The following is a 14,438-nucleotide window of genomic DNA, read 5'->3' on the forward strand; positions in this document are numbered from 1 at the left end:
TCATCCGCTTGCTGGACAATTAGCTTACTTTTATATTAACGGTAAAAGGATGTTTCAAAATATCATGAAAGTATCATCCTTTTCTTACTAAAATCCCCATTATCGTTGCCAGTTCTAGTACTGCTCGTTTTTTGATGCGTTTAAACTGGGCTATTTCATATGGCAGATCCATCATCACCGCCACATCTTGTTTTTGTTCTACATAGCATTCCAGCAAAATATTTCGGTATAAATCATCCATTTGATTTAACGTTTCCGTATATTTCTCCACCAACCAGCGCGCTTCCATAATCACTTCCTTATTATGTCGAGCAGAAAATGCCAGCGAATCAAAATGCGGCTCTTCCAAAAATCCATCCTTGAGTAAAAATGGTTTTTTCGATAACCCAGCAATCACCCGAAATCGCTGAAAATCCGCAAAAAATCTTTTTACTTCATGAACTGTCTTTATATAATTGATATCTTTATTCTCTGGTAAAATTAAAACTTGCATCCCATCACTCCTTAATTATGAGCTTCGTTAATGACATAGGCTTCATACTGACACTCAATAGCCGCAGCCGGCAAGCGACCAATTTCCTCTTCCGTTTTATCTAAATGAAAAGCTAAAACCTCAATCATTTCCTGCTGAACTGGTTGCGACTTTTTTCTATTTAATCCTTTTTTTCGTTTCCACTCAGCAAGTGACGATCTTGATACGCCAATCAACTTGCTTATTTGCACATCGGATTTGGTCTTTTTATGTTCCAGGTATTCGCTAGGCGTTAAAATAAGTAGCTTTTGTTCCGCCGTCAAAAGACCTTTTTCCTTATCTCCAAGTGCTTCAAAAAACTCCAACTCTTCTATTAAACGTTTCCGAATAAATCGATCCTCTTCTTGTTCCAGTTGAAAAATTAGTTGGATTTGCTTTTCTTTCAAAAGTTGTCTATCCATCCATTCCCACTTCCATCTCATAAGTTAATAGCTAACATTTGTCACCAAAACGGTGCTATCGGTGCAAAAATCAGCCTCATTTATTTTCTAGCTCTACAAATATTATAGCACCATTTTGGTTACTTGAAAACTTTTTCCGACAAATATGTTCAAAAAAGTTCCGTTTTGGTGCTAAAAGTGCTATACTGGAGCCATAAACATATGGAGGACAATTATTATGGAGTTAAATAAATTTGTAGGAAATAGAATAAAACAATATCGCGAAGAACGAGGCTTAAATCAAGAAGCTTTAGCAGAAAAGCTTCATACAACTCGCCAAACGATTAGCCGCTACGAAAATGGCGACCGAAAAGCGAATCAAGACGTTTTATTTGAACTTGCAAAAATCTTCAATAAACGATTAGATGATTTTTTCCCAGAAAGAAGTTTGCCGCCTGTTGATGAACGCTTGGTGACCATTGCGGCCCATATAGATGATGATGTAACAGATGAAGAAATGCGGGATATTCTAGCGTATATAGACATGAAGAAAAAACTCCATCGCGGGATGTGATTTTATTGTACGAAAAATTGGTAAACAAATACCAAGGCGAGGTAACCATTAGAGAAGAGAAAATGCCTTACAAACTACCCGGTCTTTATTTAAACGGGACCATTTTTATTAGCAAAGATCAGTCTTCTATTGAAAAAGGTTGTGTTTTAGTAGAAGAATTGATGCATTACAAATACACGGTAGGCAATATCACGAAACAGGAAACCATTATGGATAAAAAGCAAGAAATTTTTGCGCGTCGCAAAGGGTATGAAGAATTGATACCACTTGATGATATTATTTCGTGTTTTTATCTCGGTTTACGTGAATATTTTGAAGTAGCGGAGTTTTTAGAGGTAACGGAAGAATTTTTGCGCCATACTGTTTCTCATTATGCGGATAAATACGGCCCAATGTATGATTACGGTGGCTATCTAATTAATTTTGGCAATTCTATTGATGTTTATAAGAAATTTTAAAAGGCTCATTTTTTGCGGGCCTTTTTTGTTTTATTTTAAAAAGTATGTTTTTAGTCGTAAAACTATTGGAAATGTTGCTAAAAAGTGACTTTTTCTTAGCTGTATTGCGAAAATGTTTTTAATCTGGTATCTTTTTAGGACAGATAGCAGTAAAGTAGTATAGTAATTAACAATTTTACTTTAGTATAGGAGTTTTGATCATGCTTTCCACTATAGATTTTTCCGATATTTTTTCTAGTGATTATTCGAGTAAAGTCTCTTTTAAAAAAGGTGATATTATTCATGCATTTCGTGCTTACGAAGACAAACCGCCTCAAATGGGGGTACTTTTAAAAGGAACTGCTGTTTTGGAAGGACCGACAAGCGAGGGACGTTGGATGATAAATGCTTTGATTGCTCAAAAAGCGATTTTTGGAATGGAAAGTTTGCTCGAAACAAAAACGGCCCCGGAACTTACGGAATACCGCGTCCGTGCATTAGAAAACGGTACTGCTTTATTTATCGACCGTGAATTTTTCCTCAATTATTTGTATGCGAATCCGCAATTTTTCCATCTTGTGCTGGATGATGTTATTGTACGCTACCTTTTTACAGCGAAAAATTACAAAAATATCAATCAATCACCGATAGTAAAAGTTACTCGCATTTTTGTGGAAATTATCGAACTTCTCAATTTGCATCAATCTGAAGGACCAATTAAGCTTCCATCCTATATTAATCAAACTTTCTTAGCTGATTATTGCCGTTCTAGTCGCGCGCGAATTACAGAAGCATTAGAAGAATTACGCGAAAGTGGCTTATTGCTCTCTAAAAGACCAATTACAATTAGTTCTCATGAAAATTTGTTAGACCAAGTGGACAGTTTTCAAACAGGGAACGGCTTATTAACTAAATAACCTTGAAAAATCGATACGCCATGGCTTTCTAGTAGAGTCATGGTTTCTTTTGTTTCAATTCCTTCAACCACAAAATCAAGGCTGTTTTTTTGCGCAAAATTCGCCCATGCTTTAATAAATAATAGTAAATCTTCTAATGGAATATTTTTGAAATGAATTAATGAGAATTTAATTTCTATTATGTAAGGTAGGTAGCTCATCACTCGCTCTAAGCTGTTTAAGCCACAACTAACATCATCAATTGCGATATGATAGCCAAGACCGTGAATCACTTTAATTTTGTTTAGGATAAATGCGTCTTTATCATTCGCATTGAGGTGGCGTTTATGCGCGGGAACATCAAAAATATCTTCAGTCATTTCGACGGTAATGCGGTGGCTCTCGATTTTCAATTTATCTAGCCAATGGAGGGTTTCTGTATAAAAAAGTTGCTGTGGAGCGATATTTATGGCAAATCGATCATTTGGATATTTCGCTAAAACCTCAAAAAAAGCATCGCAAAACCACTCTGAAAAAGCCAAGTATAATTCTTCATCTGCGAGTACTGCCTCTAATTCTGATAGAGGAAATCTAGGAACTTTACTATCATCGCGCAAAAGTATTTCATATTCGACAATATTTCCCTGAAGAACGTCTAACTTAGGTTGAATAAAAAGTTGAAATTTCATGAGTCCCATCATCCCTTCCCTTTTCTCTTCTCTATTCTAATACATTTTTAGTACTAATCGCAAAATTTAGTATAATAATAAACAGGCATTCCGGAAAATGCCTGCAAATCTTTAGTTAAAATATTTCTCTCATCATTGAACGATCTCATATGCCACATCTTCTACTTGAGGAAAAATTCCGTATTCATCAATAAACACAGGGCGCATCCATTTGTAAAAAAAATTATCTAATTCTGTTATCAACGGTTCTTTTAAAATAGCATATGTTAATACTTGACGTTCCATTAATTCAGTTAAAATATTTAAAAAATCGTTTTTATCTACTTTTTCATTGCCTAAGTCAGCGATTATTCTACTAAAAAGACTATATAATTCTTCTTCTGACCTAGTTTCAGGTAAATTTTATAATCTTCTAATCTCATCAGTTTATTTCCCCTTAAATGAATGTTCGGGCGTCTATGAGAAGTAAGCGAGGCGTCTACATAAATTTGAGCCATAAGGTTTAAATGACCAATTATCTCCTAATATAGATTTAATTTCATTAGGGGTACAACCAAATAACCGCTGTGGATTATCTATTATATCTTGGAATGAACCAGGCTTCCATTGAACATTCCCAGTACCATATTTTTCTTTAAAATAATTATTCCATTTCTCACCATTTACTGTTTGCTTCGTTTCTCCAGGATTTAATTTCTCTTTAATCACAGGCTTATTTCTAGCTGCTGCAATCCCAAACCCTAAACCTAATGCCATGTCCGTTAATCCTGCATCATCTTCTTCTGGCTAAAATTATCGTACATCAAAGAAACATTCATTAGGACTAGAAAAAAACTTGAATTTTTGTACAATAAATACAGCTAGCTTTTGTTAGCTATTGGCAACTTGATTAGTGAGTTTATTCCTTACTATCAAGGCTTTACTATCCGACTCCAATCAGATAGTGAAGTGCCTTTTTTATTTTTAAATTTACTTGTCTTGCCAAAAGAATAGATTGTCTTTCATGCTTAATTCTTCTACAAGAATGTTTTTACAAACTATGTTCATTAGCATAATTGATAAGTCAAGGGAGCATTGTACAAAATTTTCATTCTCTTCATATTTTTTTAAAGAAATATCTTGTCCATCATACCCCAGTTGTCCTCCTCTCATGTCTTTTACATTATCTATGGTTCTCCAATTAGCATCTGTTTCATAACAAACTTTATAACAAGAAATAAAGCTAATTTTCCAACAAGTTTTCTCATTATTTTCTATAAAAATATATACCTCATCGCCAAAATACCGTGTTTGAATATCCAATATTGACATATCCCAATACTCCGTATTATCAATCTCATTTTGTAATAATTCAATATCCATAATATACCTCCAAAATTATTTATTAGTCCAAGGAATATGTCCATCAGGGCTTTTTTTATCAACAATATTCCCTTTTATATCCAATGGGTTTTTATTCTCATCAAAAATATGCATATGTTCATAATTAGTGACTTTATCAGGTGGATCAATACGAACTCTAAAATTACCATTTGCATCTTTTATGTGAACTCGTCCGTTATTTTCAAAAAATTGCCAATCTTCCGGTATACTATTTCTTAACTCATCTAATGACATATTATTAATTTCATTAGGCTTTAATTTATTAAAATTAGCCCCACTGGCTTTCTTAATTTTCTCTAAAACAGCTTTCTCTCGTTTAAAATACTCTTTTATTTTCGAAGCTTCTCTAGCTTTTTTACTTGCTTCTATATTCTCTCGTACTCTTTTTTTTATTTTCTTAGGTTCTAGGTCATTTAATTTCTCTTTAATCACAGGCTTATTTCTAGCTGCTGCAATCCCAAACCCTAAACCTAATGCCATGTCCGTTAATCCTGCATCATCTGTCCAATCTTTCATACTAGCGATATAGGCAGAGGATCTTAATACACCGCCGGAAAATCCAGATACTTTTTGGCCAGTTAAATAGTTTACTCCATCTTTCCAACTATCATTGACTCGCCGTTCAAGTTCTTCCCCCGAAAGTTCTGTGTAAGAAATAGCCGGTAATTCCTGACCATGTTTTTCTAAGAACGCTTGTAATTCCTTGTTTTCTACTCGTTTTCCATCTTTTTCAAGTAACCACATCGTGACTGTTTCACCTTGATCATTCACATATGTATAGGCTAATACCGTGTAATCCTCAAAACCATCCGGATACGGATCTTTGTCATTTTCTTTTCGTGCGTTATCCAGTGCTTTTTTCATAAGCAACAAGCTGTTTGCCGCACTTTTCGGCACGGAATAAGTCCCTGTTTTGTCATTAAAAGTCACGTGATGTAGCAACTCTTGCACCGCGCGTCCTGTCGCTTGAATGAGTTCGGCTAATGCACTAAAGAACTGTCCGTGACTTTGTTCAAAAGCCAAATATTTTTCTAGGATATTCTCTTGTTCGATGGCTTTCAGTAATTGCGTGTGGACACTTCTTGATTTCACTGCATAGACTTGTTGCATATCTGGCTTCGTGTTCGGTGCGGTTAATTGTCGATGCAAGTCTTCTTCTTTTCGCTGTAACTGGCTAACCTTGGCCATCGCTTCTTGTAAAATTTCTGCATCAATTCTGGCAGAAGGCGAACTATCCACTTGGCTCCCGAACTCACGAATATATTGCGCTAGTCGCTCTTCGCTTTCATCCAATGCTTCAATGATGCTCTGGCAAATACTTGTATAGGTACTAGAAAAATACCTTTTGGAGGTACTAACTGCTTCTCCTTTTAAACTATTGTCCTGGGCGTAATCCATCGCTGCTTCTTTAATCTTTCTAATCATCGCTTTGGCTTCCGCATTACTACTTCGCAAACCGTGGAGAAAGTCATTCAATTCCGCAATATCTATCCGGCTCACTTACTCCACTCCTTTTGCAAGGTGGCTTGTTTGGTTTCTAACGTGTGGAGCCTGTCCTTATTTTCTTGTAATTCCGTGTCTAAATCGGTTCTTTTATCCTGGAGATCACGCCTCCAAGCCTGAGATTCTTCGTGTTGTTGCTCTTCTAAATAACGATGAAAACCACTGGCTTCTTCGCCTTGCCAGCCACTGCGTAAAAAGTCTAATAACACCAGTTTTTCTTGTGTTAATTGGTTGCTGTCCTCTTCTAGCCAATCTTGTTCATTTTGTTTTCTTCTCGTTTGGTCAACATCCGTTTCTGCCGTTATTTTCGCTTTTTTAATTTGTTGGAGTTGTTGTTCAAGCTGACTATGTGCGCTATCCATTTAACGCACCTCCAATTGATTGATTTTTTGTCCCATGACCTGGTCTTGCTTGGCATAGGCAATACCCATTTTCTTTAACCGACTCGCATCTTGTTTGGTCACGTGTTGGAAATCTTCCACGACATCCACCAACTCAATCAATGCCAAGCGTAATTGATCAATTGAATTGGCTCTGGAATACGCCATGTTCCCGTTTTTTAATGGCAAATAGCTTCCCGAACTTTTACTTGCCAATTTAGTTGCATGTTGTTGGAAGGTTCTTTCATCGACTTTTATTTCTCTCATCTGCATGCTTCCTCTCTATGTATATCCTTTCCCCTTATTATAGCACCGGTAGCACATCTCTTTTGTGAGCATTCTGTGAAACAATTCATTGAAAAAGAGCTTAAAACAGACTTTCTACGTGAATAAATTAACATTTCATGTTCAATAGATTTTATGCTACATACTATTTTAATATAAAACTGCAGTTCAATTATATAATCTACGTTCAACCAAATTTCTTTACAAGAAACCGTTTATTCGATATTATCCGTAAAATCATATGCAGTTTCACATTGAGTAAATTTTATAAACCGATTAGCTTTAATTCATTGTAATACGTTTGGCTAGTTTTTCAAATAAAAACAGAGATTCTCCGGAAAGAATCTCTGTTTTCGTCTATTAATTAATCAAAAGCCACGGGCCCCATTGTTCAGCTCCCGGCTCGTTCCCTTGTGTCCACCACTGTGCTTCATATGTTTGCCCTTTGTAAGAAACCCTGTCTCCCTTATTGTACGTTTTAGCAGTGTCCCATGCTGGAGTTGCTGGTGGTGTTGCCGCGTCAAGCGTTGTCACAGTTAAGGCCGAGCTTGCCGCCGAGAAGTTCCCAGCCGCATCATATGCTTTTACTGTGTAAGTGTACGCTGTTTTTGCAGTTAAGCCACTATCTGTAAAAGTAGTTCCTGAAACAGAGCCAACTTCGGTCCCGTTTCGGTACACTTTATATCCAGCCACCGCTTTATTGTCCGTTGAAGCTGTCCACGTTAGCGTAGCAGCTTTATCGGTTACATTAGAAGATGCGAGTGCTTTTGGTACGGTTGGAGCTTCTGTATCGCTTGGATCAGGTACAACAGTTCCTCCGCCAAAAATCGTTTGTTTACCAAATTCGACACTCGATTTTACCATTCGTTGCGTTAAATCAATTTTAGAAATATTATTTACATCCACACTAGATGCACTCGATTTTAAACGGAACGTATAAGATGCGCCTTGCGGAATTTGTTGCGCGTCGTATACAGAAGCTAAATCAACTACTGTATTGCCACCTGAAGTAGTAACAGTACCTGCTTTATAATCTCCAGCAGTTAGCGTTTCGCCCGCTTTTACCGGAATATAAAACTTAGGTAATTTCACTGTTTCAAACGATAGCTCGGTTGATTTCAAGACTTCATTTGTTTCATCCGCTTTTTCATTATTGGTAATTGTAATTTCGTATCCGACCCCATTTTCGCTATAAGGTTTCACTGTCGCTACCACATTTAAATTCGCATAAGTGATTGTATTTTGCGGGATAGCGCTAGTACCAAATAATCCTGATTTAATCGCCTTTGTGAGTTCATCGCGCTTAGTTGAAGTCGTTGTTTTATCCTGCGACTGCATCCAAGAAATCATCCCACCAAGATTATTATCTTTTACATATTGTGCCTTATAGCCAATCGAGCGCGTATTGTCATATGTGTAAAACTCCCCAGTTTCCTTACTATAAAGATACGGCGCTTTGGCAGTATCATCCCAATATTCTTTCAATGTTGGCGTTTTAGCTTTTAGCGCATCGATACTTCTATACGTCCAAACTCCGCCAGCACGGCCCCCATCACCAGTTTTAATTGGGTTTTCGTTGTTTGCCCCATAAGTAAGCGAGCCATCCGCATCTTTATTCGTTTTTTCAGCAGCTTGGAAAAGTCCTGGCAATGCCGTATCCGTTCCAGCAGCTACTTTATTCCAGCCTCGAGTATAAAATGCTGCCCCAACAACAATTTTATTCGAAACTGCTCCCTTTTCTTTTAAGTATTTCACGGTTTGATCCACGGAAAATCCACTATCATAATTCGGGTCTTTCGGATTGCCGTAAAGCGCTGTATGATGCGCACTATTCGGTGTCCATGCACCATTTAAGTCATACGTCATCACATTCGCAAAATCGACTACTTTAAACAAATTCGCTACATCAATCCCATTTTCTAAAGTAGATTTTGCAGCTGGTAAAGCAACCGATAATTCGTATTTCTTGTTAATATCCACGCCTTGTTTATCCAAAGCAGTTCTTAAATCTTGTAAAAGTGTAATAAAGTTTTGTTTGTCCGCAGGTTTTGCATTTGGCGTGCCTTCATCGTTTTTATTATCAACAAGGTCAGCGTCCCGTACCGAAGCAGGATATTCCCAGTCCAAATCAACAAAATCCATATTGGTATATTTCACAAACTTCATCACATTTTTCACAAAGTTAGCCCGTTTTGTTGGATCTGCTGCAACTGTCGAGAAATCTCCCGACTTAGACCAGCCTCCAACTGAAACCCCTATTTTCAAATTCGGATTTTGAGCGCGCAAATCTTGAATCGCATTCAAAACGCCGGCATTTGCTCCGCCCCATTGAACTCCCTCTTGCCCAACAGGCGCCCCAACAGCAGCATCTTTATCAGTAAAAACTAAATCCCCGTTACTATTAAAATCCAGAAAAGCAAAATTCAAATGCGTTATTTGATCAGCCGGAATATCTTTCGGGTAAAAGTTCCCTTCTCCTCCCCAAATCGACCAATCACCATAATACATTACATTTCGATACTGTGGCACATTTTCAACCGCTTTCGCCCGTTTTGGCTGTGCACCAATCGATACAACCACTAACGATAAAACTAACAACACAACAGAAGTAATACTAAAAAGCTTTTTCATCTTCTTATTCATCTCTTCACCCCGATTTTTGATTTATAAACCTCATTTCGGTAGTTCTAAGTTTGTCTCTCTGTACCCCTTTTCGTGTGGTTGCCAGAATGCCCTTTTCTCTAATTTCCTCCCCCCGATTAAAGATTCATTCCAAGCATCTGTATATCATGCAATTATCATGCCAAAAGAAAGCGCTGTCATCATGCGGTTTAGCTACCATTTCTAAGCTACACAGATAGAATATCCACTTACACAGATAAAAAATAGTACGAGCACTTGGCCCGTACTATCTACTTTCATCTTATTCGTCAGCTTTCACAATCTTAAACCAATGATTCCTACCTAGAAAAAGTCCTACAATTGCCGCAATAAGCCCCACAATAGAAATCATAAAGATATTTAGCGCCGATCCAATACATATACAAAAAATCATAATAAAAAATAATACCAACATATTTGAATTAATCTTTATGAAAAATTCACCGCTATCTTCTATATTTCTTTCCTGGCTCTGGAAACCAAATTGAGCAGCTTTTACTTTCACTTTATCCGCTGTAATTGTATGTGACTCCCCATTACCGAGTGATATACTTTCTCCCGCGTTTACTATAAGTTTTACTGGGGCTGCCCCTCCCATATATCCCGTTTTGCGTGTTATTTTGATAGTCATAGTTGTCTTCCTCCCTAATTTCTGTATATTCAGCTATCATACTAGATTATACTTGAAAAAACGGCTTTAAACAAAGGGTTTTCTAGGCATTTTAAAAAATGAATTTTATTTTGTGAATAAATTATCAATATGGTCATTGTTTTGCTATTTTTTCCTCAAAAACAAAAATAGTATGCGCACTCGGCCCGTACTATCATCCATTATCTCTTTATTTTCACAAACTCAAACCAATGTTTTCGCGAATAAATACATGATGCCACAAAAAGGCACAAACCAACAACCGCAGAAACCAAGCTAGTGCCCACCAGCCCGTAAAAAAGAAACGGAAACATCGCGTAATTTAATATTAGTGCCTTACGATTAATTCGCACGACCACATCACTGCTATTTTCCAAAATCGCTTCTTCGCTTCCATAAAACCAGTTTGTTACCCGAACCTTCGTTTTCTCCACCTTGGGCATAAAAAAGTGCGATTGGTAGTTATCTAATTTCACAATCTCTTCATTATCAATTCTAATATTCACCGGAGTAATGCTGCCGCCAATACCTGTTTTACGAGTTATTTTGATTGTCACAGTTGCTTCTCCTCCTTGGCTTTATGTCACGTTAATTATACCAAGAAGTAAAAAAAGAACAAGGAAATATCAACTATTTCCTTGCCCTTTTTTAAGCAAAACTCGTAACATCAGTAATCGGCAATCGATAAGACTGATAACCGGAATTTTTTGCTTTTCCGATAGAAACGATCATCACTGGCACATAACGTTCTGGATCCATATTAAAAGCTTCTGCAACTTCTGTGCGTTCAAAACCGCCGATTGGATTTGTATCATAACCGTGCGCACGAGCAACGAGCATTAACTGCATTGCTACAAGTCCGCCGTCAATAAGTACTACGCGTTCTGCTTCTGAGCGGGGAATCGCTTCAAAATACTGGCTTAATTTCGCCATTTGTTGTTCTTTCACTTCTGCTGGCATCAAGCCTCGTTCCACTGATTCTCCGTAGATTTTTTCGCCGTTTTCGAAGTTTTGTAAATCACCGAAAACTAAAATCATCGCGGAAGAAGATTCGTTTTGACGGGTATTAAAGCGAACTAACGAATTTAATTTTTCTTTACCCGCATCACTTTCTACAACTACAAAGCGCCATGGCTGCATGTTTACAGACGAAGGAGCAGTTACCGCGTCCTCTAAAATAGCTTTCATTTCCTCTTGGCTAATTTTCACCGTTTCATCGTATTCCCGAATCGAGCGGCGGTTTTTCATTAAGTCTTCAAAATCATTATTTAAATAAGTCATATTTTTCTCCTCCTTATCTCGCAAGTGGCGTTAACACTGAAATTTCAAGTTCTTTAGCAACAAAATTGGCTGCGGCTTTCTGAAATTTTTTGAAATGCTCGCTGTCATTATGTTGTTGAATGGCATCCATATCCGCCCATTTTTCTAACATATAAAAAACTGTTTCGTTTTCCGTCGATTGCACTAATTCATAACCGTGATTTCCTGCTTCTTCTTGTGACGCGGCGATAACTTCCTTAGTAGCCTGCAAAAAAGCTTCGGTTTGCTCTTTTTTTATCGTCATTCGCGCTTCAATATGCAACATTTCTCAACAACTTCTTTCAGATTTTATAGTTCGATTAATTTCGAACTATCATAATATAACATAGCAGCAAGTTCCGCGCAATTAAAATGTAAGTTATGATATGATATTTATATGAAAAAGTTAAATGAACTCTCAAAATCAGATTTATTATTAATTTTCCAAGCATTAAGCGATCCAATCCGTCTTGATATTTTCCTATGTTTACTGAAAAACAAAGAGAAGCGATTCTCTGGCACAACTTACAATATCTCCAAATCCACCATGTCACACCACATTAAACTGCTTAAAGAAGCACAACTGATTAATTTAAGAAAGGAAGGGACAACGCATATTTATTCGGTGAACGAAGAATTAGTGGACGCAATTGGCTACTTCTTTGATACGTGCAAAAACAAACAGCAATAACTTCATTTCAAAAACTATTAACCTTATTAACATTTTGATATAATTTAAATATCAACTTACTTAAGGATGTGGTTTTTTTAGTGAAAAGAATATTAATTAGGTCAGGCATGCGACCCACGAATGTATACATGCCGGAAGACCTCTATTTAAAAGATCGGACAGGTTTTAACAACGGCAACCTTGCTTATCAATACAGTATTTATCGAGCTTTATGGAATGACGATGTAGAAATACACGCAGATGGGCTGTCATCTAACCCTAACCTCGCAGAAAAAATCAATGAAAATTACGACCTCTATGTTATGCCTTTAGCAGACGCGTTTCGAGATGACTTCAGGCCCATACTCCGCAATTACACCCAACTTATACGCAAATTAAAAATCCCCGTCGTCGTCACGGGCGTAGGCTTACGAGCGAATTACGAACCACAACTAGATGAGGGTTTTGCTTTTGATGAAGATGTTACTAACTTTGTAAAAGCAGTCTTAGAAAAATCAGCTCAAATTGGAGTCCGCGGACAAATTACTGCTGATTACCTAAAAAAGCTAGGCTTTAATGATGACCTCGACTTTCGAGTAATTGGTTGTCCTTCCCTTTATACATTCGGACGAGAAATAAAAATAAGAGACTTACACTTAACACATCAATCCTCCATCGCGATTAACGCATCTCCAACCTCTTCAGAAACTGCTATCCAATTCTTAAACAATCTGATTACTACATACAAAGACTATCACTTTATCCCCCAACACCTAGACGAATTCCATTTAATGTACGCTGGTGGCCCAGATATTACTAGCGATATCAAAGGTTATCCCACAAATATCGAACATAAATATTATCAAGAAGGCCGCGTGAAATACTTTACTAGCATGCCTAGTTGGTATGATTTCGTGAAAAATATTGATTTTAGTATTGGTTCTCGCTTGCATGGCAACGTTATTCCTACAATCGTCGGAACACCTAATATCTCATTTGTACAAGATGCCCGAATGCGCGAACTAGCTTCCTATCACGCCCTTCCTCACGTCACAATTGACGAACTAAAGAAAATCAGCAACATGCAAGAATTACTCGGTAAAGTCGATCTAAAATCTGCTGAAAAAGTGCAAGCGCAGAATTTCGATAATTACATTGATTTCTTAGATACAAATGGGCTAAATCACATCTATAAACACGACAAAAACAGAAAATCTGCCCCAATGGACGAACTTATTCAATCCATTAATTTCCCCACTAGCCCAGAAGTCATTTCCACATTAAATCCAACAGAGATGCTAAATCGAGTAAAATTTTCTGCCAATCTATTAAAAGAAAGGCATGATTTTAGCACCAAATACCGAGTCAACCTCGTTAATAACCAACTTACCCAACTGAAAAAAACTACCGCGGACCAAAACAAAAAACACCAAGAAAAAAATAAACACTTAGAAAACGAACTTAAACAAGCCGAACAAAAATTACAACTTACAACAAATAAAAATAATGAACTAACGAACAAAATCAAACATTATCAAGGGACTTTAAATCGAAAATCCGTAAAAATGACCTTAAAGGTTGTTAACTCACTAGCAGACGTTAAAAAGAAAGTTTCCAAAAGCTGATAAACAAAAAAGCAGCCTTTAAATTGGCTGCTTTTTACTTATTTTCGTAAAATTTTCTCCATCTTTTTCCCTTTTGCGAGTTCATCAACTAATTTATCCAAATAGCGAATTTGTTGCATCAGTTTATCTTCAATTTCTTCCACCCGGTAGCCGCAAATAACTCCGGTAATCAAAGAAGCATTGGGGTTCATTTTTGGAGCTTGGTTGAAAAAGGTTTCGAAATCAATTTCTTGATCGATAGCTTGTTGTAAGGATGCTTGGTCGTAGCCTGTTAGCCAGAAAATAATTTCGTCCACTTCTTCTTTTGTGCGGTCTTTTTTCTCCACTTTTTGTATGTAAAGAGGGTATACACTAGCGAATGACATTGTGTAGATTCTTGGTTTTTTCATGTGGGTGTTCCTCCTTTGATTGTGTTTTAATGACACTTTCTATTGTATCAAAATACGCTATTTGTTCAATTATTATGTACGAAAAA

At 37.0% G+C, this 14,438-nt stretch carries 19 protein-coding genes and 1 pseudogene; 5 read left to right on the top strand and 15 right to left on the bottom strand.

Going from position 1 to position 14,438, the window contains the following annotated elements; translation table 11 throughout:
- Positions 1-73: 73 nt before the first annotated feature.
- Both HCJ30_RS07605 and lmaD read right to left on the bottom strand, forming a co-directional pair.
- A complete protein-coding gene (locus HCJ30_RS07605; RefSeq protein ID WP_185391673.1) occupies positions 74-493 on the bottom strand; it encodes an ArpU family phage packaging/lysis transcriptional regulator in 420 nt (139 codons plus the stop codon).
- Positions 494-504: 11 nt separating this feature from the next.
- Positions 505-933: a protein LmaD gene (gene lmaD, locus HCJ30_RS07610; protein WP_185391956.1), complete on the bottom strand. Its 429-nt coding sequence runs from the start codon at positions 931-933 to the stop codon at positions 505-507.
- A 217-nt stretch (positions 934-1,150) separates the two neighbouring features.
- Here lmaD and HCJ30_RS07615 point away from each other — a divergent pair, with 217 nt between their 5' ends.
- The 3 genes from HCJ30_RS07615 to HCJ30_RS07625 all read left to right on the top strand — a co-directional run bounded on the left by HCJ30_RS07615 (position 1,151) and on the right by HCJ30_RS07625 (position 2,840).
- Positions 1,151-1,486 carry a helix-turn-helix transcriptional regulator gene (locus tag HCJ30_RS07615; protein WP_185391674.1) on the top strand — a complete coding sequence of 112 codons (336 nt, stop codon included), beginning with the start codon at positions 1,151-1,153 and terminating at the stop codon, positions 1,484-1,486.
- Between the two features lie 5 nt (positions 1,487-1,491).
- Positions 1,492-1,944 (top strand): ImmA/IrrE family metallo-endopeptidase, encoded by a 453-nt coding sequence (locus tag HCJ30_RS07620; protein WP_185391675.1) that lies wholly within the window; start codon positions 1,492-1,494, stop codon positions 1,942-1,944.
- Between the two features lie 200 nt (positions 1,945-2,144).
- A complete protein-coding gene (locus tag HCJ30_RS07625) occupies positions 2,145-2,840 on the top strand; it encodes a Crp/Fnr family transcriptional regulator (RefSeq protein WP_185391676.1) in 696 nt (231 codons plus the stop codon).
- Here HCJ30_RS07625 and HCJ30_RS07630 read toward each other — a convergent pair.
- The 12 genes and pseudogenes from HCJ30_RS07630 to HCJ30_RS07685 form a co-directional block, all read right to left on the bottom strand.
- Positions 2,810-3,517: an EAL domain-containing protein gene (locus HCJ30_RS07630; protein ID WP_185391957.1), complete on the bottom strand. Its 708-nt coding sequence runs from the start codon at positions 3,515-3,517 to the stop codon at positions 2,810-2,812. The two genes, HCJ30_RS07625 and HCJ30_RS07630, sit on opposite strands and share 31 nt — an antisense overlap.
- A gap of 123 nt (positions 3,518-3,640) precedes the next feature.
- Positions 3,641-3,793, bottom strand: a complete 153-nt coding sequence (locus HCJ30_RS07635; protein ID WP_185391677.1) for a hypothetical protein — start codon at positions 3,791-3,793, stop codon at positions 3,641-3,643.
- 204 nt (positions 3,794-3,997) lie between these two features.
- A pseudogene (locus tag HCJ30_RS07640) lies at positions 3,998-4,285 on the bottom strand (LXG domain-containing protein); the annotation flags it as partial.
- Between the two features lie 192 nt (positions 4,286-4,477).
- The gene (locus HCJ30_RS07645; RefSeq protein WP_221636017.1) at positions 4,478-4,870 is read right to left on the bottom strand and encodes a PIM7 family immunity protein; all 393 of its coding nucleotides are present in this window, start codon (positions 4,868-4,870) and stop codon (positions 4,478-4,480) included.
- 15 nt (positions 4,871-4,885) lie between these two features.
- Entirely contained in the window at positions 4,886-6,391 is a 1,506-nt protein-coding gene (locus HCJ30_RS07650; protein WP_185391678.1) for an LXG domain-containing protein, read from the bottom strand.
- Positions 6,388-6,756, bottom strand: a complete 369-nt coding sequence (locus HCJ30_RS07655) for a ribonuclease P (RefSeq protein ID WP_185391679.1) — start codon at positions 6,754-6,756, stop codon at positions 6,388-6,390. Before HCJ30_RS07655 ends, HCJ30_RS07650 begins: the two co-directional genes overlap by 4 nt.
- On the bottom strand, positions 6,757-7,041 hold the full coding sequence (locus HCJ30_RS07660; RefSeq protein WP_185391680.1) for a DUF3130 domain-containing protein: 285 nt from the start codon (positions 7,039-7,041) through the stop codon (positions 6,757-6,759).
- A 378-nt stretch (positions 7,042-7,419) separates the two neighbouring features.
- Positions 7,420-9,690 carry a chitinase ChiB gene (gene chiB, locus HCJ30_RS07665; RefSeq protein WP_185391959.1) on the bottom strand — a complete coding sequence of 757 codons (2,271 nt, stop codon included), beginning with the start codon at positions 9,688-9,690 and terminating at the stop codon, positions 7,420-7,422.
- Between the two features lie 292 nt (positions 9,691-9,982).
- The gene (locus HCJ30_RS07670; protein ID WP_185391681.1) at positions 9,983-10,351 is read right to left on the bottom strand and encodes a hypothetical protein; all 369 of its coding nucleotides are present in this window, start codon (positions 10,349-10,351) and stop codon (positions 9,983-9,985) included.
- Positions 10,352-10,551: 200 nt separating this feature from the next.
- The gene (locus tag HCJ30_RS07675; RefSeq protein ID WP_185391682.1) at positions 10,552-10,926 is read right to left on the bottom strand and encodes a hypothetical protein; all 375 of its coding nucleotides are present in this window, start codon (positions 10,924-10,926) and stop codon (positions 10,552-10,554) included.
- 91 nt (positions 10,927-11,017) lie between these two features.
- On the bottom strand, positions 11,018-11,650 hold the full coding sequence (locus HCJ30_RS07680) for a nitroreductase family protein (protein WP_185391683.1): 633 nt from the start codon (positions 11,648-11,650) through the stop codon (positions 11,018-11,020).
- Positions 11,651-11,663: 13 nt separating this feature from the next.
- The gene (locus HCJ30_RS07685; RefSeq protein WP_185391684.1) at positions 11,664-11,954 is read right to left on the bottom strand and encodes a putative quinol monooxygenase; all 291 of its coding nucleotides are present in this window, start codon (positions 11,952-11,954) and stop codon (positions 11,664-11,666) included.
- A 111-nt stretch (positions 11,955-12,065) separates the two neighbouring features.
- Here HCJ30_RS07685 and HCJ30_RS07690 point away from each other — a divergent pair, with 111 nt between their 5' ends.
- Positions 12,066-12,359, top strand: a complete 294-nt coding sequence (locus HCJ30_RS07690) for an ArsR/SmtB family transcription factor (protein ID WP_185391685.1) — start codon at positions 12,066-12,068, stop codon at positions 12,357-12,359.
- 107 nt (positions 12,360-12,466) lie between these two features.
- Positions 12,467-13,963 (top strand): polysaccharide pyruvyl transferase family protein, encoded by a 1,497-nt coding sequence (locus HCJ30_RS07695; protein WP_185391686.1) that lies wholly within the window; start codon positions 12,467-12,469, stop codon positions 13,961-13,963.
- Between the two features lie 38 nt (positions 13,964-14,001).
- Here the strand turns inward: HCJ30_RS07695 and HCJ30_RS07700 are convergent, their stop codons facing one another.
- Positions 14,002-14,352: a DUF2200 domain-containing protein gene (locus HCJ30_RS07700; RefSeq protein WP_185391687.1), complete on the bottom strand. Its 351-nt coding sequence runs from the start codon at positions 14,350-14,352 to the stop codon at positions 14,002-14,004.
- Positions 14,353-14,438: the final 86 nt, after the last annotated feature.

The organism is Listeria cossartiae subsp. cossartiae, assembly GCF_014224155.1.
Classification (GTDB): domain Bacteria; phylum Bacillota; class Bacilli; order Lactobacillales; family Listeriaceae; genus Listeria; species Listeria cossartiae.